At 65.1% G+C, this 21,116-nt stretch carries 19 protein-coding genes and 1 pseudogene; 12 read left to right on the top strand and 8 right to left on the bottom strand.

The genetic code is table 11. The features are described from left to right. Window positions 1-71 precede the first annotated feature (71 nt). The 5 genes from AB7290_RS30745 to AB7290_RS30765 form a co-directional block, all read right to left on the bottom strand. Window positions 72-341: a hypothetical protein gene (locus AB7290_RS30745; RefSeq protein WP_085402740.1), complete on the bottom strand. Its 270-nt coding sequence runs from the start codon at window positions 339-341 to the stop codon at window positions 72-74. A 99-nt stretch (window positions 342-440) separates the two neighbouring features. Continuing rightward, entirely contained in the window at window positions 441-1,844 is a 1,404-nt protein-coding gene (locus tag AB7290_RS30750) for a hypothetical protein (protein ID WP_085402739.1), read from the bottom strand. A gap of 161 nt (window positions 1,845-2,005) precedes the next feature. After that, window positions 2,006-3,382: a sensor histidine kinase gene (locus AB7290_RS30755; protein ID WP_085402738.1), complete on the bottom strand. Its 1,377-nt coding sequence runs from the start codon at window positions 3,380-3,382 to the stop codon at window positions 2,006-2,008. 92 nt (window positions 3,383-3,474) lie between these two features. Next, a complete protein-coding gene (locus tag AB7290_RS30760) occupies window positions 3,475-4,149 on the bottom strand; it encodes a response regulator transcription factor (RefSeq protein WP_014496705.1) in 675 nt (224 codons plus the stop codon). Window positions 4,150-4,384: 235 nt separating this feature from the next. Further along, window positions 4,385-4,540 carry a hypothetical protein gene (locus AB7290_RS30765; protein WP_166351390.1) on the bottom strand — a complete coding sequence of 52 codons (156 nt, stop codon included), beginning with the start codon at window positions 4,538-4,540 and terminating at the stop codon, window positions 4,385-4,387. 235 nt (window positions 4,541-4,775) lie between these two features. Between AB7290_RS30765 and ku the strand changes: the two genes are divergently transcribed. From ku to AB7290_RS30805, 8 genes and pseudogenes are all read left to right on the top strand, one after another. After that, complete coding sequence (gene ku, locus AB7290_RS30770) at window positions 4,776-5,762, top strand: non-homologous end joining protein Ku (protein ID WP_085402737.1); 987 nt, start codon at window positions 4,776-4,778, stop codon at window positions 5,760-5,762. 60 nt (window positions 5,763-5,822) lie between these two features. Further along, window positions 5,823-6,059 carry a hypothetical protein gene (locus AB7290_RS30775; protein WP_085402736.1) on the top strand — a complete coding sequence of 79 codons (237 nt, stop codon included), beginning with the start codon at window positions 5,823-5,825 and terminating at the stop codon, window positions 6,057-6,059. Window positions 6,060-6,257: 198 nt separating this feature from the next. Next, complete coding sequence (locus AB7290_RS30780; protein ID WP_085402735.1) at window positions 6,258-6,443, top strand: hypothetical protein; 186 nt, start codon at window positions 6,258-6,260, stop codon at window positions 6,441-6,443. A gap of 217 nt (window positions 6,444-6,660) precedes the next feature. Then, entirely contained in the window at window positions 6,661-6,825 is a 165-nt protein-coding gene (locus AB7290_RS30785) for a Flp family type IVb pilin (RefSeq protein WP_014496710.1), read from the top strand. 350 nt (window positions 6,826-7,175) lie between these two features. After that, window positions 7,176-7,610, top strand: a complete 435-nt coding sequence (locus AB7290_RS30790; RefSeq protein WP_085402734.1) for a hypothetical protein — start codon at window positions 7,176-7,178, stop codon at window positions 7,608-7,610. Between the two features lie 191 nt (window positions 7,611-7,801). Further along, a pseudogene (locus AB7290_RS30795) lies at window positions 7,802-9,445 on the top strand (thiamine pyrophosphate-requiring protein); the annotation flags it as partial. A gap of 102 nt (window positions 9,446-9,547) precedes the next feature. Then, window positions 9,548-12,064 carry a GAF domain-containing protein gene (locus AB7290_RS30800; protein WP_085402732.1) on the top strand — a complete coding sequence of 839 codons (2,517 nt, stop codon included), beginning with the start codon at window positions 9,548-9,550 and terminating at the stop codon, window positions 12,062-12,064. A 21-nt stretch (window positions 12,065-12,085) separates the two neighbouring features. Continuing rightward, window positions 12,086-13,786 (top strand): alpha/beta hydrolase, encoded by a 1,701-nt coding sequence (locus tag AB7290_RS30805; protein WP_085402731.1) that lies wholly within the window; start codon window positions 12,086-12,088, stop codon window positions 13,784-13,786. Between the two features lie 3 nt (window positions 13,787-13,789). Here the strand turns inward: AB7290_RS30805 and AB7290_RS30810 are convergent, their stop codons facing one another. Further along, window positions 13,790-15,373: an MDR family MFS transporter gene (locus AB7290_RS30810; protein ID WP_085402730.1), complete on the bottom strand. Its 1,584-nt coding sequence runs from the start codon at window positions 15,371-15,373 to the stop codon at window positions 13,790-13,792. Between the two features lie 156 nt (window positions 15,374-15,529). Beyond that, on the bottom strand, window positions 15,530-16,045 hold the full coding sequence (locus AB7290_RS30815) for a YcgN family cysteine cluster protein (RefSeq protein WP_085402729.1): 516 nt from the start codon (window positions 16,043-16,045) through the stop codon (window positions 15,530-15,532). Between the two features lie 292 nt (window positions 16,046-16,337). Here AB7290_RS30815 and AB7290_RS30820 point away from each other — a divergent pair, with 292 nt between their 5' ends. The 3 genes from AB7290_RS30820 to AB7290_RS30830 are packed head-to-tail and all read left to right on the top strand — an operon-like array spanning window position 16,338 to window position 19,792. Next, window positions 16,338-18,623 (top strand): transglycosylase domain-containing protein, encoded by a 2,286-nt coding sequence (locus tag AB7290_RS30820; RefSeq protein WP_135214850.1) that lies wholly within the window; start codon window positions 16,338-16,340, stop codon window positions 18,621-18,623. 9 nt (window positions 18,624-18,632) lie between these two features. Next, complete coding sequence (locus tag AB7290_RS30825) at window positions 18,633-19,211, top strand: DUF1214 domain-containing protein (protein ID WP_028149914.1); 579 nt, start codon at window positions 18,633-18,635, stop codon at window positions 19,209-19,211. Beyond that, window positions 19,208-19,792 (top strand): DUF1254 domain-containing protein, encoded by a 585-nt coding sequence (locus AB7290_RS30830; RefSeq protein ID WP_063984559.1) that lies wholly within the window; start codon window positions 19,208-19,210, stop codon window positions 19,790-19,792. Before AB7290_RS30825 ends, AB7290_RS30830 begins: the two co-directional genes overlap by 4 nt. 347 nt (window positions 19,793-20,139) lie before the next feature. On the opposite strand, the gene AB7290_RS30835 is transcribed toward AB7290_RS30830, so the two are convergent. Next, window positions 20,140-20,832 (bottom strand): glutathione S-transferase family protein, encoded by a 693-nt coding sequence (locus AB7290_RS30835; RefSeq protein WP_085402727.1) that lies wholly within the window; start codon window positions 20,830-20,832, stop codon window positions 20,140-20,142. Between AB7290_RS30835 and AB7290_RS30840 the strand changes: the two genes are divergently transcribed. Beyond that, window positions 20,819-21,031, top strand: a complete 213-nt coding sequence (locus tag AB7290_RS30840) for a hypothetical protein (protein WP_161495875.1) — start codon at window positions 20,819-20,821, stop codon at window positions 21,029-21,031. The two genes, AB7290_RS30835 and AB7290_RS30840, sit on opposite strands and share 14 nt — an antisense overlap. The last annotated feature ends 85 nt before the right edge of the window (window positions 21,032-21,116 follow it).

The following is a 21,116-nucleotide window of genomic DNA, read 5'->3' on the forward strand; positions in this document are numbered from 1 at the left end:
CGATGCGGCAATTGACAATTGTCAATTCGGCGCGACCGCACACAGTCCCGAAACTGTGAAAATCCAACGGCTTAACGGATCTCGAAGTCCGCGCTTTGAGCGGCGTCCTCGCCGTGCCCGTTGAAGGCCCTCAGGAAGTATGTTCCCGGCTCGATTGCTTCAGGCAATCTGATGCGCAACGCCCCGACGGGAACGGTCGATGCGACCCTGGTGACGGTCTCAGGCAGTTGGCGGCCGCTTGCCTTCTCGATCAGCACCACCTTCGCGCCAACCATCAGCCTTTGGTATTTGGCGACAATGACGCGGTTTTCAATTTCGATGGAGCTGATAAGGGGTTTCATGCGCCCACAGATAGAAATTCCAAAATCTTGCACGGCGACCGTAGGGCCCGCCACCGGCACCGTCAACCACAAATTGTGATCACAAAAAAATGCGCTTGATCAGCTTGCCCGCGACGATTTGCGCTCGCCCGTGGCCGCGTTCTCTGCGGCGCGGCTCATCAGCGACGCGTAATCATCGCCGAACAGCACCTGGCAGAAGCGGATCGCGGCCTGCACCTGCTGCTGCCGATAGGTGCGGACCTTGTGATCGGCCGCTCGCAGCGACTGCACCAACTGCTCGGTCGAGCGTTCGACATATTGCTGGAGATCGGAATAGGTGCGCAACGTCACCTCGTTGATCGCAAGCTCGCTCGCGTAGTTGCGGCAGGTCGCGACGAAATCGATCAGCGCCGCGGTTTCCTCGACCTCGGTGCTGTCGATCCGCGCCCCCGGCGGAATGTCCTTCTCGGCGCGCTGGCGCAGGATGCGGCGAACGCGGCCGGGAACGCTGTCGATCTCCGATTGCAGCGCATTGGAGATGTCGGCCCGGATCGAGGTCAGCTGCTTGCCCCAGACGGAATCGTTGCGCAGATCGAGCTCCGTGCGAAGACCGCGCACGCCGTCATGCAGCGCCTTGAGATTGTCGGCGACGTTCTCGAAATGGCCGCGCTTGATGTCCATGCGCAGGATCGCGGCAACGCAGGACAAATCATGCAGGGCGATCGTGACGGCCACACCGTAGGGCGTGGCCGCGACGCGGATCTCGTCGTCGGACGCGGCAATCTTGATGGCGAGGCGGATGATCTGCCACGGCGCGGTCATCCGCTGCACGACCATCGACAGCGCGAAGGCCAGCATCTGCGGCGTCTGGAGCGCGGGGATGTTGAGTGTGGACGTCACAGATGCGATCTGGGCTTCGCCGAAGGTACGCAGGAAGCGCGGCAGCTTCTCGTTCAGCGTAGCGATGGCTTCCCGGACCTGAAGCACCGCTCCGATCGAATAGAGGTCCTCGATCACGTTGGGCGGGCCGACACGGGCGAGCGCGCGCGACTTGTCGCCGCCGCCGGGACCCGTCAACCCGAAGATGGCATCCGCGGCCACGGCCTGGAGCCTCGCCGCGAGGGCTTCGACCTGCCCTGCACTGTCTGAAGCCGGCATGCGCGCCAGCGCCGCCTCGAATTCGTTGACCTTGTCGGGGGCGCCATCGCGGCCGAGCCATTGCCAGATCGGATGCAATGAGGAGCGACGGATCTGGCCGACCCTGACAGGGGCGCCCGTCTCGACCAGGAACGGTTCCAGCACCTGGAACAACAGCCGCGACAGATCGTCCGTGCGCGGCGGCGCAGCCTCGTCGACTTCGGTCTTGCGGACGATCTTGCGCAGCTGCTCTAGCACGAGCGTCGCCACCGCCGTGTCCTGGCCGCGCTCGAGCGCGCGCTCGAACTCCCGCATCAGCAGCGCCTGCGACTGCGGCGGGAGCTGCGCGAGATATTCCCTCAGCCGCTCGATCGATGTCTGGCTCATGCGCCCGGGTGATGCACGATAAAATGGCAGACGTGGGATGCGTCCTGCGCGATCATAGATGGGGCCCACTTAAGAAGCCGTTTAGGAAGTCGCTCCGAAATAGCTCCGGTTTGGTCCGGATCGGTACCGGACCAGCCAAATAGTCGTGCCGGAACAAAGGATTATATTCCGGGGAGGACCAGCTCCGCCCGCAGGCCACCGGTCGGGGCGCCCGCGAGCGAGAGGCTGCCGCCATAGAGCGCGGCGAGGTCGGTCACGATGGACAGGCCGAGCCCCGAGCCGGGCTTGGACTCGTCGAGCCGCTGGCCGCGCCGGGAGACCTGGGCGCGCTCGGCCTCCGACAGGCCGCGGCCATCGTCGTCGACGATGATCCGCAGGCGCGGGCCGGCGCCCGTCTGGTGCGGCGCTTCCACCAGAACCTCGATGAAGACCTGCGAGGCCGCCCATTTGCAGGCATTGTCGACGAGATTGCCGACCATCTCCTCCAGATCTTGCCGCTCGCCGCGAAATTTTGCGGACGGATCGGCCTTGGCCTCGACCACGATGTCGCGATCGCGATGGATCTTCTCCATGGTCCGCCGCAGCGCCTCGATGACGGGCGCGACCTCCGTCACGGTCGCCACCACCGAGACGCGCGCCGCGATGCGCGCGCGCTCCAGATGATGGGCGAGCTGGTCGCGCATCACGTCCGCCTGCTCCATCACCTTGGCTGCGAACGGCTCGGTGGCGTGCGTGCCGGCCTCATTCACGATCACCGAGAGCGGCGTCTTGATCGCATGGGCGAGATTGCCGACATGGGTGCGCGCGCGCTCGACGATCTCGCGATTGGCATCGATCAGCGCGTTGGTCTCGCGCGCCAACGGCGCGATCTCGACCGGGAATTCACCTTCGAGCCGCTCCGCCCGCCCCGAGCGGATGTCGGCGATAGATTCCGAGATGCGCTTGAGCGGCGCAAGACCGAACCTCACCTGGAACACCGTGGTCAGCAGCAGCACGATGCCGAGCGCGGTGAAGGTGCCGCCGAGGTAGTAGTCGAAGCTCCGCGTCTCGTCGAAAATCTCGGTGTCGTCGCCGGCGACGCTGACCAGATATTTGCCGTCCGCGCCGAGATCGACCGGCCGCTCCACCATGCGGAGATTCTGTCCCTCCGGCCCGTCGACATAGGCGAGGCGAATGCCGGCGGCGGTGAGCTCGGTGCCCTGCTCCTCCAGCTTCGGCAGCTTCTTGTCCCAGAGCGAGCGCGACGAGCGCACCTCCGGCTTCTCGGTATCGGTCCGCGTGATCTGCCAGTACCAGCCCGACAGCGGCAGCTCGAACAGGGGCTCGCCGAGCGACTGGAACTGACGATCCGGCGGCTCGTCGGGGGTTGCGACCTCGGCGATGAGGGTGCGCAGATAGAGATTGAGCCGGCGGTCGAAGGCGCGCTCGGTGGCGCTCTTGTAGACCGACGACAGCACCACCCCGGTGATGGCCAGGATCACCACGAGCCACGCCGTCGCCGACAGGAACAGGCGATTGGCAAGCGAGCTAGCGGCCATCGGAAGGATCCCGGCAGGCGCAGGGGGGCGGGGCGTCGGACGTCATGACCGGACCAAGGCCCCTGTTCGGCCGGCCGTCAAGTCCTGACGCCTCAAGCGCCGGGAGCAGGCGGCGGGGTCAGGAGATAGCCGAGGCCGCGGACGGTCTGGATGATGTCGACGTCGAGCTTCTTGCGGATGCGGCCGACGAAAACCTCGATGGTGTTGGAGTCGCGGTCGAAGTCCTGGTCGTAGAGGTGCTCGACCAGCTCGGTGCGGGACACGACGCGCCCCGAATGGTGCATCAGGTAGGCCAGAAGCCGATATTCGTGCGAGGTCATCTTGACGGGATTGCCGGAGACGCTGACCCGCCCGGTCCTGGTGTCGAGCGTGACGGGGCCGCAACTCAATTCGCTCTGGGCATGGCCGGTGGAGCGGCGCAGCAGCGCGCGGATGCGCGCCAGCACCTCCTCCAGATGGAACGGCTTCGGCACGTAATCGTCGGCGCCGGCATCGAACCCCTGGACCTTGTCGCTCCAGCGGTCACGCGCGGTGAGGATCAGGACCGGCATGGTGCGGCCGTTGCGGCGCCAGGCTTCCAGCACCGAGATGCCGTCCTTCTTCGGCAGGCCGATGTCGAGCACAACGGCATCGTAGGGCTCATTATCGCCGAGATAATGCCCCTCCTCGCCGTCGAAGGCACGGTCGACGACGTAGCCGGCGTCGGTCAGCGCCTTGGTGAGCTGCCGATTGAGATCGGGGTCGTCCTCAACAACAAGCAGGCGCACGCTTCTCTCCAGAAATAGACTGCACAATCGATCGCCAGAGATGAGCAATTCCGGCGTGAACTGAATATGAACACGGGGAACCGGCCGCGTTACTTTTTGGTCATATAGAGCTTCTCAAGCGCCGACGCGACGGCGCCCGCCAGGCAGCCACCGGACGAGCCGGCGGGCGTGGCGGGCGCAATGTGCCGCGTTACGCGGCGAGTCGGAAGGTCCGAACCGTCCCGTCGATCGGCCGTCAGGTCCGGAAGAACACGAACCAGATGACGGCAAGGATCAGGATCGCGAGCCCGGTCGAGATGGTAAGCAGCGCCGCCACTGACGGCCCGGGTTCGCCCTGACGCGCCTCGGTGGCGGTTTCGACGATCTGATCGTGCTCTCGCGTGGCTGCCATAATGCCCTCAATCTCTGGATGTCGGCTGCGGTGGTCGCGACCTCCTCGCGGCCTGATGTCTTGAGCCAACGCGTGATTGGATATGATGTTCCGGTTTTTGCCGCTGCATCGGGCTGCAACCGCGCGCCGGGCGGCCGGTTAACGCAGTTGCAAGATTCCGCAATCCGCCTTGCTATGATTCGTTGTTCCCCGATGGTATCCTCGTCCTCTGTCCCCGTTGCGTTTGGAGTAGCCCATGGCCCCCCGCGCCAATTGGAAGGGTTTTCTGCGTCTGTCGCTCGTGACCTGCCCGGTCGCGCTGTATCCGGCCACTTCGGATACCGAGAAGGTCTCGTTCAACCAGATCAACCGCAAGACCGGCCACCGGATCAAGTACCTCAAGGTCGACGCCGAGACCGGCGACGAGGTGACCTCCGAGGACATCGTCAAGGGCTACAAGGTCGACACCGACACCTATATCGAGGTCACCAAGGACGAACTCGACGACATCGCGCTGGACTCCACGCACACGATCGAGATCGACGAGTTCGTGCCGAAGACCGATATCGACAGCCGCTATTTGATCCGCCCTTACTATCTCGTGCCTGACGGCAAGGTCGGCCACGACGCCTTCGCGGTGATCCGCGAGACCATCCGCAGCATGGACAAGGTCGCGATCGGCCGCGTCGTGCTGACCAACCGCGAGCACATCATCGCGCTGGAGCCGCTCGAGAGCGGCCTGATGGGCACGCTGCTCCGCTATCCCTACGAGGTCCGCAGCGAGAAGGAATATTTCGACGACATCCAGGACGTGAAGCTGACCAGGGACATGCTCGACCTTGCCAAGCACATCGTCGAAAAGAAATCCGGCGCGTTCGAGCCCGAGCTGTTCGAGGACCATTACGAGACGGCGCTGATCGACCTCATCAACAAGAAGCGCAGCGGTGCACCGATCGCGGCGAAGGCCGCGCCGAAGACCGGCGGCAACGTCATCAACCTGATGGACGCGCTGAAGAAGAGCATCGCCAGCGAGAAGGACATGGCGCCCGCGGCCAAGGCCGCCAAGGAGCCCGTCAGGGAGACCGTCAAGGGCAAGAAGCCGAAGAAGCGCGTCGAGGGCCAGCGCGAGATGCTGCTGCCGATCACCGGCAAGGGCGGCAAGACTGCAGCAGCCAAGGAAGCGCCGCCCAAGAAGGCCGACAAGCCGGTGCGCGCGCCGGCGCGGGCGAAGAAGGCCGGTTAGACGCAATCCGCGTCTGCCATCGCGCCGTGATGTCTCCCCTCGCCGATCGGCCGGCCTGACATGCCCTGGTCGACGGCGTTCGACGATCCTGTTCGCGTAAGCCACAAGCGCAAGCTGCTGACGCTGCAAGACGCGGCGGACTACATCATGCAGCTGCCTGAAGACTTGCAGCACGAGACGCACTGGCAGACCGCCATCGAGACCTTGATCAACGCAGCCGAGACAGGCGGCGGCTGGGTAATGTTCGCCCGCATCGCGATGTTGCGGGCGCTGAATGCGGACGGCCGCGGCCGATGAGCGCCTTGGTTGTCGTCCCTGGTAGTCATCCCGGGCAGGCATCCGTGCCGACCGTGACGAACAGGCTCAACAAACCGTTAATCGGCGCCCTCGTGTCCAGCACGACAGGGTATTCCTACGGGCGACAAAATTAACCGTTGGTTCCCCTTATGCGCAGCATGGTTCCGGCTCCGATCGAGCCAAGGTTCGCGTGCCCCCGTGCAGCAGGACGTCAGAAAGAACTACATCAGCATCGTGAACGACGCGCCTGATCACGAGCAGGCGGCGAGCACCGCGCCGCGGCCGCAGCCGCAGCCGGGCACGATGAAGGACTTCGTCGGCCGTCTCGCGACCGTGCTGAAGCGCCGCCTCCCCGCCGCACCGGGCCCGACCATCACGCCCTGACAGACACCGCGGCTTCCGCGCGTCCTTGCGGAGGGCGGTCGATTTGAATCCATTTGGATGGATCGATGGAACCTTAATTTAATGGATGCCATCGTATGTGACGGAGGCGCGGCCGCCCGGGCTTCATTCTTCCGTCGCGCAGAAAAATCTATTCGATCTATTTACCAGTCCGAAAACGACGCTGCCACACATTGGATCGGATGAAGAGGAGTTGGCAATGACTTTGCTTAGGTCTTTCCTTGCCGATGAGACTGGCGCAACCGCCATCGAATACGGCCTGATTGCCGCCGGCATTGCGCTGGCGATCGTGACCGTCGTGAACAACACGGGCAGCCAGCTCCTCAACAACAAGTTCAACTCGATCAGCTCGTCGCTGAAGTAACGGCCGCCTCGTAACGGCCGCCCTGGCCTGAGGCGACGTCCCTGCACGCGCCGGCTCGGGTGCGGCCGTCGGCGCATGCTCCTTCCGCGATCTCGTCATTGCGAGCGCAGCGAAGCAATCCAGAGTCCTCCCGCGGAGGAATTCTGGATTACCTCGCTGCGCTCGCAATGACGGTGGGTGGCCCGTAAAGCACTCAAAATCGTGTCCCGGACGCTACGCAACGTCCTTCAAGCAACCACATCCTCGCGCTCCCGCGCTTTGACGGCCTTTTGAGTCCTGATAGTCTTCGGCCCGGCGTGGTTCGACGGGCCATGCTCAATCATTGGGCCAGAGCGATTTGAAGGATTCGGATGAGAAGCGCGACGGTCTTGGCTCTCAGCCTCATGTTTGTCGGCGCCTGGTCGCACGACAGCGCGAGAGGACAGACTTCGGTCGCGCCTCCGGTTTCGCTTGCCCCGCCCAATGCATCGCCACCGCGCGCGAGCGCCAAAACTTCCAGAATTCCGCCGGCGACATCCGGCAGGGAGGCTTCGCCCCCTGTGATCGGCGGGCCTCCGCCGATGCCTAATCCGGCCGCCGACTACGATGGCTTCAGCGTAGGCACCGTCGACGACAATGACGCCTCAAGCCAGGTGACGCCGCCCGTGAGGTCACGCGCAGCAAAGGGCGCCAAGTCCAATTCCACGTCCAATCCCGATACAAATGGCCTCGGCGGCCAGTCATCGGTCGATCAGGAAGACGAGGCGCTGAAACGAAAGCTGACGATCTGCAAAAACTGCAAGTAGGACGTTTGTAGCCCGGATTGCGCTTCCGCCTTCGCTCTTCGAGCTACGGCGGACAAGTCGCCCTATCCAGGCTACGGCAGCTCGCTGCATGGCTGACCTACCGCGCCCGTCGCCCACCCGTGCTTTACCCTCCTGCAAATTCCTGATCCTCTCTCCCCAATCGGCCGGAGCAACCGGCCAAGCCTGAGGAGAGAGACGCCATGAAGCTCGGCACCGCCATTGCGGAAATCATGAAGCGCGAGGGGATCGAGATCCTCTGCGGCTATCCGGTCAACCATCTGATCGAGCACGCGGCCAAGGCCGAGATCCGGCCGGTGATGGTGCGGCAGGAGCGCGTCGGGGTGCACATGGCGGACGCGATCTCGCGGGTGACGTCGGGGCGATCGATCGGCGCGTTCTGCATGCAGCACGGGCCGGGCGCCGAAAACGCGATGGGCGGCGTTGCGCAATGCTACGGCGAATCCGTGCCCGTGCTGGTGCTGCCGATGGGCTATCAGCGCAGGCTTGCGCATATCGAGCCGAACTTCAATTCCAGCGAGGCGATGAAGGCGTTTTCGAAATCGTCCGAGCCGATCATCCTGGCTGCGGAGGTCACCAACATTTTTCGCCGTGCCTTCACCAAGCTCAAGAACGGCCGCGGCGGGCCCGTCATCGTCGAGATCCCCGCCGACATGTGGAACGAGGAGGTGCCGGAGCCGCTGAACTACACGCCGGTGCTGCGCACGCGCTACGGCGCCGATCCTGTTCATGTGAAGGAGGCAGCAGCTCTGCTCGTCAACGCGAAGCGTCCCGTGATCTATGCCGGCCAGGGCGTGCACTACGCGCAGGCCTGGCCGCAATTGAAGCGGCTCGCCGAGCGGCTCGCCATTCCCGTCACCACCAGTTTAGGGGGCAAATCATCGTTCCCGGAAACGCATCCGCTATCGCTCGGCTCGGGCGGCCTCGCGGTGCCGCGCGCGGTCCCCAAATTCCTCGCTGAGGCCGACGTCATCTTCGGCATCGGCTGCTCGTTCACGGAAACCAGTTTCGGCGTCGCGATGCCGAAGGGCAAGACCATCATCCACTCCACGCTCGATCCGAACCATCTCAACAAGGATGTGGAAGCCAAGGTCGGCCTCGTCGGCGATGCCGGCCTCGTGCTCGATGCGCTGCTGGAGGAGATCGGCAAGACCGTCACGAAGGATCGCGATGCATCAGCGGTCGCGGCCGAGATCGCCGCTTCGCACAAGGAGTGGCTGGCGAAATGGATGCCAAAACTCACCAGCAATGACGCGCCGCTCAGCCCCTATCGCGTGCTCTGGGACCTCCAGCACACCGTCGATATCAAGAACACCATCATCACCCACGATGCCGGCAGTCCGCGCGACCAGCTCTCGCCGTTCTGGAAGGCGGTCGAGCCCCTCACCTATCTCGGCTGGGGCAAGACGACGCAGCTCGGCTACGGCCTTGGGCTCGCGATGGGCGCAAAACTCGCAAAGCCCGACAAGCTCTGCATCAATGTCTGGGGCGACGCGGCCATCGGTTTCACCGGCATGGATTTCGAGACCGCGGTGCGCGAGCGCATCCCGATCATGTCGATCCTGCTGAACAATTTCTCGATGGCGATCGAACTGAAGGTGATGCCGATCTCGACCGAGAAATATCGCTCGACCGACATCTCCGGCGACTATGCCGCAATGGCGCGCGCCTTTGGCGGCCATGGCGAGCGGGTGACGCGGCCGGAGGACATCATCCCCGCGATCAAGCGCGGCATCCAGAAGACGAAGGAAGGCGTGCCGGTGCTGCTGGAGTTCATCACCAGCAAGGAGACCGAGGTGTCGCGGCCGGGCACGTGAGCCGTTTGCACCAAGGCGGGGGCACGGCGCTGGCTCCGGCCGCAGGAGATGTGATAATCGGGCTTGGTACCGCGTACGTCGCGGCGCTTAGCCGGATTATCAATGACCGCGCCTCCCCAGGACAAGGCCGCCGAGCTCGAACGGCAATTGCGATCCCAAGCGGGCGAGAATGCCCGCCTGCGAGCCGAGCTTGCCATTGCGCGCGACCGCCAGAACGCCAGCATGGAGATCCTGCGCACCATCGCCAACTCCTCGGGCGATGCGGAGAGCTCGCTGCAACAGATCGCGGAAGCGACCATGCATCTGTTCGGCGCGCCGAGCGCCACCATTCACATTGCGGAAGGCGACGGGTGGTCCAGGGTGATCCGGGTCGGCGACAGCTCCATGCGCGTCGGCGCCGGCGTGCCGCTCGCCCAGCTCAAGATCGGCGGCCGCAACATGCCCGGCACCATCGTGGCCGAGAACCGGCAGGTTCATGTTCCCGATCTCGACAATGTCGATCCGGCCATCGCCGACTGGCCCGGCATGCCTCACGCTCGCGCCGCCGGCACGCGTTCGATGTCCGGCTCGCCGCTGCGGCTTGAAGGCAAGGCGATCGGCGCGTTAATCGTCTACCGCGACCGCCTCGCGCCCTTCACCGATGATGAGATGGCGCTGCAACAGAGCTTTGCCGACCAGGCCGCGATCGCGATCGAGAACGCGCGCCTGTTCAACGAGACGCGGGAATCACTGGAACGGCAGACCGCGACCGCCGACATTCTGAAAGTGCTGGCGAGTTCGCCCTCCGACGTGCAGCCGGTGTTCGACGCCGTCGCCGCCAACGCCAACCGGCTGATCGGCGGCTTCTCCACCGCGGTGCTGCGCTATGTCGACGGCGCCGCGCACCTCGTGGCATTCACGCCGGGCGATCCGGCCGGCGACCGCGTGCTCCAGGCCTCGTTTCCGGTGCCGTTCGCGCAGTTCCCGGCGTACCAGCTCACGGCCCATGGTGAATCGGCGCAGCTGCCGGATACCGAGCTCGAGCCGGCGGCACGCGACATCGCGCGCGCCCGCGGCTTTCGCAGCATGCTGTTCACGCCGCTGATGAGCGAGGGCGAGGCCAAAGGCGTCATCATCGCCACGCGGCGGACGACCGGCGCATTCGCCGAGCATCATGTGCGGCTGCTGCAGACTTTCGCCGACCAGGCGGTGATCGCGGTCAAGAATGTCAGCCTGTTCAACGCCACCCGGGAAGCGCTGGAGCGGCAGACCGCGACCGCGGACATCCTCAAGGTGATCGCGGCCTCGCCCGCCGACGTCACGCCGGTGTTCCAGGCCATCTCCGACAGTGCCAAGGCGCTGGTCGGCGGACATTCCTCCACCGTCACCCGCGTCATCAACGGCATGCTGCATCTGGCCGCCTTCACCACCGACAACGAGGCCGGCAACGCGGAGCTGCGTAGCTCGTTCCCGGCGCCGCTTGCGGCATCCGGCATTCACAGCCGGGTGGCGACGAGTGGTGACTACGCCTTCCGTAGCGACATGCAGAACGAGCCCGACCTCACGGAGGCCATGCGGGAGCTGGCGCGGACGCGCGGCTATCGCAGCATCCTCGTGATTCCGATGTTGCGCGATGGCATTGCGATCGGAACCATCGGCGTGACGCGCCGCGAGGCCGGCCCTTTCCCGGACAAGGCGATCAGCCTGCTCAAGACCTTTGCCGACCAGGCCGTGATCGCGGTCGAGAACACCCGCCTGTTCAACGAAGTGCAGGACCGCACGCGGGAGCTCGCCAGATCGCTCGACGATTTGCGCGCGGCGCAAGACCGTCTGGTCCAGACCGAAAAGCTGGCCTCGCTCGGCCAGCTCACCGCCGGCATCGCGCACGAGATCAAGAACCCGCTCAACTTCGTCAACAATTTCGCCTCGCTCTCGGCCGAGCTGACCGACGAGCTGAACGAGGTGCTTGCGCCCGTCCCGCTCGCCGACGATCTGCGCGCGGAGGTGGACGAGCTGACCGGGCTGCTGAGGGACAATCTTGGAAAGGTCGTGCAGCACGGAAGGCGCGCCGATTCCATCGTCAAGAACATGCTGCTGCATTCGCGCGAGGGCGGCGGCGAGCATCGGCTCAGCGACATCAACGCGCTGGTCGAGGAGAGTCTCAACCTCGCCTATCACGGCGCGCGTGCCGAGAAGCCGCTCTTCGACGTGACGCTGAAGAGCGAGCTCGACCCGGCGGCAGGTTCGGCGGAGGTGTTTCCGCAGGAGATTTCCCGGGTGCTCTTGAACCTGATCTCGAACGGGTTCTATGCGGTGACCAGGCGCCAGATGGGCAGCGGCGCCGCCGGTTACGAGCCGGTGGTGATCGCCGCGACCCGCGACCGCGGCGACAGCATCGAGATCCGCATCCGCGACAACGGCACCGGCATTCCGGAAGACGTGAAGGCGAAGATGTTTAATCCGTTCTTCACCACCAAGCCGGCCGGCGAAGGTACCGGTCTCGGGCTGTCGATGAGCCACGACATCATCGTGAAGCAGCACGGCGGCACGATCGACGTCACGACAGAGCCCGGCGCGTTCACGGAGTTCACGATCCTGTTGCCGCGAAAGAGCAGCTTTCCGGACACGACCGGAGGATAGCGTGGCTCGGGAGGTGCTTTCATGAATCCAGCTCGGTTCATTCGGCGACAATTGCTGTCGCTGTCCGGCGTCGGCCTCATGCTGGGTGCGCTGTTCTTCGCTGCCGCGCTGACGCCGACGCTGATCCCGCGCAGCTATCTCACGCAAGGCGCCCTCGCCGGCGGTTGCTTTGCGATCGGCTATTTCGCCGGAATCCTGTGGCGCCGGCTGTGGCACTATCTCGAACTGCCCGAGCCTTCGGCGCGCGCAAGATCAGTTGCGAATGCGCTTGTCGCAGTCGGGTGCTTGCTCGTCGTCATCCTCGCCCTCGCGCGCACCGCCGAATGGCAGAACTCGATCCGCACCGTGATGAAGATGGCGCCGGTGGAGACCGCCCATCCGCTCAAGGTCTGCGCCATCGCCCTGATCACGTTCGTCGTGCTATTGGCGCTGGGGCGGCTGTTCGCGCTTGTCGCCCGCTTTCTCGCCGCGCGCACACGACGCCTCGTTCCGCGGAAGGTCGCGAACGTGATCGGCGTGCTCGTCGCAGCCCTGCTGTTCTGGTCGATCGCCAGCAATGTCCTGATCCGCACGGCGTTCAACGCACTCGATTCCTCCTTCCGCGAACTCGATGTTCTGTTCGAGCCGGAGCGGCCGCAGCCAACCGCAGCCGACCGGACGGGAAGCCCGGCATCGCTGGTGAAGTGGACGGAGCTCGGGCGCATGGGGCGCCGGTTCATCGCCTCAAGCCCGACCGCAGCCGAGATCAGCGCCGTCACGGAAAGGCCCGCGCAGAATCCCGTGCGCGTCTATGTGGGGCTCGGCAGCCGCAACACCGCGCAAGCGCGCGCCAGGCTCGCGCTCGAGGAGCTCAAGCGCCAGCACGGCTTCGACCGCAAAATCCTGATCGTCATCACGCCGACCGGCACTGGCTGGATCGATCCGGCCGCGATGGATACGGTCGAATATCTCCACCATGGCGATGTCGCGAGCGTCGCGATGCAGTACTCCTATCTCAACAGCCCGCTGTCGCTGCTGTTTCAGCCCGAATACGGCGCAGAGGCGTCGCGCGCGTTGTTCGCGGAGATCTACGGCTACTGGACGACGCTGCCGAAGGACAAGCGGCCGATGCTGTATTTGCACGGACTGAGCCTCGGCGCCATGAACTCGGAGAAATCCGCGGAGCTGTTCGAGACGATCGGGGATCCCATTGGCGGCGCGCTGTGGAGCGGGGCGCCATTCGAGAGCCGCATCTGGCGCTCGGTCACTGCGAACCGCAATCCGGGATCGCCGGCCTGGCTCCCGGAATTCCGCGACGGCCGCCTCGTCCGCTTCATGAACCAGAATGGACCGACGGTGCCGCCGGATACGCCCTGGGGGCCGATGCGCGTCGTCTATCTGCAATATGCCAGCGACGCGATCACCTTCTTCGCCTACCGCGACGCCTATCAGGCGCCGGACTGGATGAATGCACCGCGCGGGCCGGACGTGTCGCCGGAGCTGCGATGGTATCCTGTCGTGACGATGCTGCAGCTCGCCCTCGACATGGCGGTCGCGACCGCGACGCCGATGGGCTTTGGCCATGTCTACGCGCCCGAGCATTACGTCGATGCCTGGGTTGCGGTGACAGATGTGAATGATTGGTCCGCCGAAGCACTCGCGAAGCTCAAGGAACAGCTCGCGGCGAAGGCGCGAAAGACGAGCGCAGGTGATGCCGACGACGATCCCGATCGCGGCGGCTAACCCCTACTCCGCCATCTCCACCTGCTGCGTGACGGAGGGGCCGGCGAGTGGCCGCTCCTCCATCATGATCAGGCAGAGCGCGGCGGTGGTCATCAGCGCGGTGGCGGCGCCGAAGACGTAGCGGAAGGCGTGGCGCATGTCGTCGGCGGGAATTGCGATGGCACCCGCGGCGTGATGCTCGCCGGCCAGCGGAACGTCGGTGCCGAGCGCGATCAGCAGGATCGCCGCGAACGCTGCGACCGTGAACGAGGACATCAGCGAGCGGAAGAAGTTCATCGCGCCGGTGATGGTGCCGACTTGCGGGCGCGCGACCGAATTCTGCAGCGAGACCACGCAGACCGGAAAGGTCGTGCCGAGGCCGAGCGCAAACGCGGCCATCAGCATCAGCAAGCCCCACAGCGGCAAGGTGGTGACCGTGAGCGCGAGGCCACACAGCGCGGCCCAGGACGTGCCGATGATGGCAACGCGCTTGTAGTGTTTTGCGCGCGCCATGGTGCGGCCGGCAATCGCCGCGCCGCAGGTCGAGACCGCCGCGAGCGGAATCAATGCGAGCCCCGCCTCGCTGGCGCTGAGATGGTAGACCGACTCGTAATAGAGCGGCAGCTGCACGGTGAGGCCCGTGATCGCACCGAGCCCGCAGCCACCGGCCGTCATGGCGAAAGGCGCCACCGAACCCGTCAATAGCTTCAACGGCAGGAACGGCTCGTCGGCCCGCCGCGCGTGCCACACGAAGGTGACCGCGAGCGCGACAGCGCCGCCCACCATCGCAAGCACCGTCGGCGAGAGCCACGGATAACGCGTGCCGCCCCAGGTCAGCACCAGCATGAAGACGACCGCAGAGGCCATCAGCAGCACGCCGCCGAGCCAGTCGACCTTGCGCTTGCGGTGGAACACCGGGATCTTCTTCATCTTCGGCAGCAGCATCGCGATGGCGGCGGCCGCGAGCGGGAGATTGATCCAGAAGATCATCGACCAGTGCAGATGCTCGGCGAACACGCCGCCGATGACCGGGCCCAAAATGCCGCCGACCATCCAGACGCTGGAGAAATAGGCCTGGTACTGGCCGCGCTCGCGCGGGGAGACGACGTCGGAGATCACGGTCTGCACGACCGGCATGATGCCGCCGCCGCCGAGGCCCTGAAGGCCGCGCGCCAGGATCAGCATCGGCATGTTCGGCGCGATCGCGCACAGCACGGAGCCGGCGACGAACAGGCTGAGCGAAATGATGATCATCACGCGGCGGCCGTAGATATCGCTCAGCGTCCCGAACACCGGTGCGACCGCGGTCGAGGCGAGCAGATAGGCGGTGATGACCCAGGAGAGGTTGGAGACGTCGTTAAACTGGCGCCCGATGGTCGGCAGCGCGGTCGCGACGATGGTCTGGTCGAGCGCAGCCAGGAACATCGTCAGCATCAGGCTGATCACGATGGTCCGGACCTCGTCCTGCGACAACGGCGCCGGCGGCGCGAGCGAAGGCGCGTCGTCGACGCTCAAGACCTCGCTGGGAAGGCGGGACAGCTCTTCGGCAATGTCGTCAGGCAAAGCCTGAATGTCGGCAGAACTGCTCTGCCGGTCGAACTTGTTCATCTCGATCGGAAGCCGTGAGGAGGCGCAAACGCCGCGGAGGATTCGTTCTATGCAGGCAATGTAGAGAGGAAAGTTCTTCTCAGGCAGGCACCGCGGCGCATGGGTGCATCCCGCCGCGGGGTCATCGCGATGACGTGATTCGACGTCGCAGGCGGGTCAGTCCTTCGGACGTCGCTTCAGGCGTGCCCGTTTCGGCAGCTGCGCCGGCCATTGCACGATGTGGTCCTCGAGCTCCTCGTCCGGGATCTCCTCCTCGCTGCCCTCGACCCGGCCGCGGACGGAGACGCCGGCTTCATGAACGGTGTTGGGATCGCCCGAGACCAGCGGATGCCACCAATAGAGGTCGCGCCCTTCGGCGACCAGCTTGTAGCCGCAGCTCGGCGGCAGCCAGTTCAGGGTGCGGACATTGGCCGGGGTCAGGCGGACGCAATCGGGAACCTTGGCGGAGCGATTCCGATAGTCCTTGCAGCCGCAGGTCCCGGCATCGAGCAGCTTGCAGCCGACATGGGTGAAATAGATATCGCCGGTATCCTCGTCCTCGAGCTTGTTCAGGCAGCAGCGGCCGCAACCGTCGCACAGGCTCTCCCATTCGGCCGTCGACAGCTCTTCCAACGTCTTGGTTTTCCAGAAGAATCCTTCCTGGCCTGAAGGTCGTTTGGGAGCTGCGGTCATGCGCCTCAACAAGGGTTCGAAAGAGCTACGGCTCGTTCATCTACGGCGTGCGGCCGGGACGCTGCAAGCAACGCCCAATTGAGGCCCGTAATGAACCGGGGTCAATTAGGCCTGTTGTTCAAAATCGCGAGCCTGACCATTGGTTTATGGGCCCTGCTCGGCTAGAAGGAACAGCAAGTCCCCTCGGACGCGAAACCGGCGCCTTGGGTTTGCCGTAACATTCCCTCAAGACGTCTCGGTGCCGCCCGGCCGGGTGCCTGAACGCTGTCGAACCGAGCCTCAAGGGTTCTAGGTGGTCCAGAACACACCATCCAACTGGAAGAGCCGCATCCGGAATTTCTTTCTGGACCTCGACGCGCGCATCGATTCCTCGCTGTTCTCCTCCGCCAAGGGCATCCGCGAGCTCTACGAGCGCTACTCGACCTTCATGGACCGCTTCTATGTCGGGCGGTGGAAGCGCTGGGTGTTCATCGAGCCGCTGTCGGAGGCCGCGACACTGGGCCTCGGCGGCCTGGTGGTGATGCTCACCCTGGCCATCCCCGCCTTCCGCGAGACCGCGGACGAGGACTGGCTGAAGAAGTCCGACCTCGCGGTGTCGTTCCTCGATCGCTACGGCAACCCGATCGGCAGCCGCGGCATCAAGCACAACGACTCGATCCCGCTGGAAGACTTTCCGGACGTGCTGATCAAGGCGACGCTCGCCACCGAAGACCGCCGCTTCTACGAGCATTTCGGCATCGACATCGCCGGCACCGCGCGCGCGCTCGTCACCAACGCCCAGGCCGGCGGCGTCCGCCAGGGCGGCTCCTCGATCACCCAGCAGCTCGCCAAGAACCTGTTCTTGAGCAACGAGCGCACCATCGAGCGCAAGGTCAACGAGGCCTTCCTCGCGGTCTGGCTGGAATGGCGCCTGACCAAGAACGAGATTCTCAAGCTCTATCTCGACCGCGCCTATATGGGCGGCGGCACCTTCGGCGTCGACGGCGCAGCCCACTTCTACTTCAACAAATCCGCGCGCGACGTGACGCTGGCAGAAGCCGCGATGCTCGCCGGCCTGTTCAAGGCGCCGACCAAATACGCACCCCACATCAACCTGCCCGCGGCGCGTGCCCGCGCCAACGTCGTGCTCGACAATCTCGTCGATGCCGGCTTCATGACCGAGGGCCAGGTGTTCGGCGCCCGCCGCAACCCGGCCTTCGCGGTCGATCGCCGCGACGAGGCCTCGCCGAACTACTATCTCGACTACGCCTTCGACGAGATGCGCAAGCTGGTCGACACCTTCCCGAAGTCGTACACCGAGCGCGTCTTCGTGGTGCGCCTCGCGATCGACACCAACGTGCAGAAGGCCGCGGAAGACGCCATCGAGAACCAGCTGCGCCAGTTTGGCCGCGATTATCACGCGACCCAGGCCGCGACCGTCGTCTCCGACCTCGACGGCGGCATCCGCGCCATGGTCGGCGGCCGCGACTACGGCGCGAGCCAGTTCAACCGCGCCACCGACGCCTATCGCCAGCCAGGCTCGTCGTTCAAGCCTTACGTCTACACCACCGCGCTCCTCAACGGCTTCACGCCGAACTCGATCGTGGTCGACGGTCCGGTCTGCATCGGCAATTGGTGTCCGCAGAACTATGGCCATTCCTATTCCGGCTCGGTGACGCTGACGCAGGCGATCACGCGCTCGATCAACGTCGTGCCCGTCAAGCTGTCCATTGCCATCGGCCAGAAGGAACAGCCGAAGGCGCCGAACCCGGCCAAGCTCGGCCGCGCCAAGATCGTCGAGGTCGCCCGCCGCTTCGGCCTCAAGGCACCGCTGCCCGACACGCCGTCGCTGCCGATCGGCTCGGACGAAGTCACCGTGATCGAGCACGCCGTCGCCTACGCCACCTTCCCCAACCGCGGCAAGGCGGTGACGCCGCATTCGGTGCTGGAAGTGCGCACCGGTGCCGGTGATCCGGTCTGGCGCTGGGACCGCGACGGTCCGAAGCCGCGACAGGCGATCCCGGCCTCCGTTGCCGCCGACATGGCCGGCATGATGAGCCACGTCGTCAGCGAAGGCACCGCGCGCCGCGCCGCGCTCGACGGCATTCCGACCGCCGGCAAGACCGGCACGACCAATGCGTATCGCGACGCCTGGTTCGTCGGATACACCGGCAATTTCACCTGCGCGGTGTGGTACGGCAATGACGACTATTCGCCGACCAACCGCATGACCGGCGGCTCGCTGCCGGCGCAGACCTGGCACGACATCATGGTCACCGCGCATCAGGGCGTCGAGGTCCGGGAAATCCCCGGCATCGGCATGGGCCAGAAGCTGCCGCCGCAGCCGATGGCAGCGCAGGCCAATGCGGCACCGAAGGTGCTGGAGACCAAGCCCGGCCCGCCGCCCGTGCTGACCAAGCGCGGCGCCGACGTGCTGGTGCGCGTCGAGAAGCTGCTCGATGACGCCGCCAGGACCGCGACCAAGGCGGCTGCCGACGACGACAAGCTGGCCAAGCCGGCCTCGTCGACGAGCGCGCTCGCCTTCCCGCAGAACTATGCGGAAGAGAATGCGAATGCATCCGTCCCGCGCAAGAACTGATCGAAACCCGTGCGGCTGATCCTGATCACATTGACGGCCCTTCTGCTCGCGAGCGTGGTCGGCGTCGGCGCGACCTGGATGACGACGACGCGCGGCACCGAGATCGGCGCGCTGACCATCGGCCCCTGGACCGCCCGCCCGCGCACCGGCACCGCCGACGTCGATCCCTATTCGCGCGCCACCATCGTGCGCAATGGCGAGCTGCCGATCGGCACCGGTGACGGCGTCGCCTTCACGGCGACCGCCGACGAGAAGAAGAAGGCGCTCGACGGCCGCTGCGACGTCGTCGTCTCCGGCGTGACGCCGCCGGCGCGGTTCTGGACGCTGACGCTGTACGACCGCAAGGGCCACCTCGTCGCCAATTCGCTGCAGCGCTATGGCTTCACCAGCCAGGAGATCGTGCGGCAGTCCGACGGGACGTTCGAGATCCGCATCGCCTCGCGCTCGCGCGCCGGCAACTGGCTGCCGACCGGCGGCATCGAGCGTTACGCGCTGATGCTGCGCCTCTACGACACCCCTGTCGGCGTTGCGACGCGCACCCAGCGCGATGCGCCGATGCCCACGATCAAGACGGTGGGCTGCTCATGATCCGCCTGATGTTCACCATCGTCGCGGGCGTGGTGCTGGGCCTCGTGGTCCATCTCGTCAGCGTGCTGGCGCTGCCGCGGATCGCGACACAGGACGCCTATTCGCGGCTGACGCCGATGACGAAGCTCAACGCCGTGACGCAGCTTCCCCTCGCCGATCCCAACAATTCGCCGATGCCGTTCATGGACCCGGCCTTCGCGATCGCGATCTGCCGCTATGATCTCACCGGCGGGCCGCTCAAGCTTACGGTGCCGGTGAGCCAGGCCTACACCTCGGTGTCGTTCTACACCCGCAACGAGATCGCCTATTACGCCATCAACGACCGCTCCGCCGGCAAGAAGGTGATCGAGCTCGACCTCATGACCGAGCCGCAGCATAACGAGCTGCCCGAGGACGAAGAGATCACCGCGGCCGACCGCCTGATCATCGATTCCCCTGCTACCACCGGCCTGATCGTGATGAAGGCGCTCGCCGCCGAGCCCGGCCTGATGCAGCAGGCGCAAAACTCGCTTCAGGCTGCGACCTGCGCGCCGCAGACAGAAGCGCCGGCCAAGGCGGAAGCGCCGCGCGGGCGGCGCTGAAACGCGGCCATTTCGGCGCCCTCAAAACAAGAACTGAAAAACAACCCCATGCACAGTAGCGGGGGCGTTGAAACTGTTAGCTAATCTGAACGACCGATCAGCAGCAGCGCGACCTCAGCGGCGAGACCATTTTGGCCGCCTTTGACACGTCGGGCAAAACACTGGCATGATGGCAACATCGAAAGTTCGTAACACCCGCGGCGGAGCAATCCGCCGCGTTTTTTTCATGTCGTAGCACAGGTTGCCGTGATCTAAGGATCACCGTCGTCCCCCGCCGCTCGAAAACGCAATCCACTGCGTCGGGTACCTGGCGGAAAGTCCCTGCCCCCAGTGTCAGTCCACCTAGCTCAATATCTCGGGCGGTGCGAGTGCGCCCACTCGCGGGCATGCGCAATGGGCGCGCGCGGCGGCAGGATCGCGCGCAGCTTCTGCGTCGTCGGCAGGCTCTCCATGCGCTCCCGCCATAGACAGAACGCCGGATATTTCGGGTACATGGCCTTGCCTTCCTCCGTCAGGCTGAACGCAAAGGTGCTTGGCAACAGGTAGAAATCCGCGATCGAGAGTTCTGGACCGAGGAGGTAGTCCCGACCATCGGCGAGCTCGCGCTCGATGGCCACGAGTGCGTTCTCGACCTTCGGCAGTGCGTGCGCCACCACCTTCTCGTCGGATGCAATCCCGAGCTCGGGAAACACCAGCCGCTCGTGGGTCACATGGTAGATCATGTAGGGATAGACGTAGGAATCGACGACACCGATCCATTGATTCATGCGAGCCCGCGCGTGCGGGTTCTGCGGCGTCAGCCGTGCTCCCGCGAACACCTCGTCGATGTAGCCGACGATGGCGCGCGTCTCGTAGACGGTGAAGTCGCCGTGCCGGAAGATCGGAACGCGGTTGAACGGATGGAGCGCGAGATGCTCGCTCCTGCCCATCACGGGCTCGAGGTCCTCGAAGCGGTAGGCCACGTCCTTGTGGGTGAGGACGAGCCGCACGATGTTGACGAACGTGCTGCGGGGAAAGCCGTAAACGATGGTCTCGGACATCTTTTCTCCTCCCGGTTCGCTTGCCGTCGATCGGGCTCGATCAGCGCCAGAACGGCTTGTTCGCTTGCTCCAAGGCCTCTTCCCGAGTGAGCCCGAGATCGGCAAGGAGATGGGGATTGTCGGCAATCGCGCGAAGATCGTCGCGCTGATTTACCCGCTCGATGCGGGCAAGCCATCCGCCGATCAACGCCTGCCATGAATTTTGCTTATGATCCGCAGCCGTCGCGCTGCGTCGAACTCGCGCCGGAAAACCGCGATCGGCAATAGGTATTGACATTTATTGC

The organism is Bradyrhizobium sp. 613_E4_N2_2, assembly GCF_052075995.1.
GTDB classification, from domain to species: Bacteria; Pseudomonadota; Alphaproteobacteria; order Rhizobiales; family Xanthobacteraceae; genus Bradyrhizobium; species Bradyrhizobium barranii.

Excerpts from the sequence above, each read along its gene's own strand:
- AB7290_RS30750 (WP_085402739.1), bottom strand. The coding sequence starts at position 1,844 with ATGAGCCAGACATCGATCGAGCGGCTGAGGGAATATCTCGCGCAGCTC.
- AB7290_RS30790 (WP_085402734.1), top strand. The coding sequence starts at position 7,176 with ATGAGAAGCGCGACGGTCTTGGCTCTCAGCCTCATGTTTGTCGGCGCC.
- AB7290_RS30805 (WP_085402731.1), top strand. The coding sequence starts at position 12,086 with ATGAATCCAGCTCGGTTCATTCGGCGACAATTGCTGTCGCTGTCCGGC.
- AB7290_RS30775 (WP_085402736.1), top strand. The coding sequence starts at position 5,823 with ATGCCCTGGTCGACGGCGTTCGACGATCCTGTTCGCGTAAGCCACAAG.
- AB7290_RS30835 (WP_085402727.1), bottom strand. The coding sequence starts at position 20,832 with ATGTCCGAGACCATCGTTTACGGCTTTCCCCGCAGCACGTTCGTCAAC.
- ku (WP_085402737.1), top strand. The coding sequence starts at position 4,776 with ATGGCCCCCCGCGCCAATTGGAAGGGTTTTCTGCGTCTGTCGCTCGTG.
- AB7290_RS30830 (WP_063984559.1), top strand. The coding sequence starts at position 19,208 with ATGATCCGCCTGATGTTCACCATCGTCGCGGGCGTGGTGCTGGGCCTC.
- AB7290_RS30765 (WP_166351390.1), bottom strand. The coding sequence starts at position 4,540 with ATGGCAGCCACGCGAGAGCACGATCAGATCGTCGAAACCGCCACCGAG.
- AB7290_RS30815 (WP_085402729.1), bottom strand. The coding sequence starts at position 16,045 with ATGACCGCAGCTCCCAAACGACCTTCAGGCCAGGAAGGATTCTTCTGG.
- AB7290_RS30800 (WP_085402732.1), top strand. The coding sequence starts at position 9,548 with ATGACCGCGCCTCCCCAGGACAAGGCCGCCGAGCTCGAACGGCAATTG.
- AB7290_RS30745 (WP_085402740.1), bottom strand. The coding sequence starts at position 341 with ATGAAACCCCTTATCAGCTCCATCGAAATTGAAAACCGCGTCATTGTC.
- AB7290_RS30840 (WP_161495875.1), top strand. The coding sequence starts at position 20,819 with ATGGTCTCGGACATCTTTTCTCCTCCCGGTTCGCTTGCCGTCGATCGG.
- AB7290_RS30755 (WP_085402738.1), bottom strand. The coding sequence starts at position 3,382 with ATGGCCGCTAGCTCGCTTGCCAATCGCCTGTTCCTGTCGGCGACGGCG.
- AB7290_RS30785 (WP_014496710.1), top strand. The coding sequence starts at position 6,661 with ATGACTTTGCTTAGGTCTTTCCTTGCCGATGAGACTGGCGCAACCGCC.
- AB7290_RS30810 (WP_085402730.1), bottom strand. The coding sequence starts at position 15,373 with ATGAACAAGTTCGACCGGCAGAGCAGTTCTGCCGACATTCAGGCTTTG.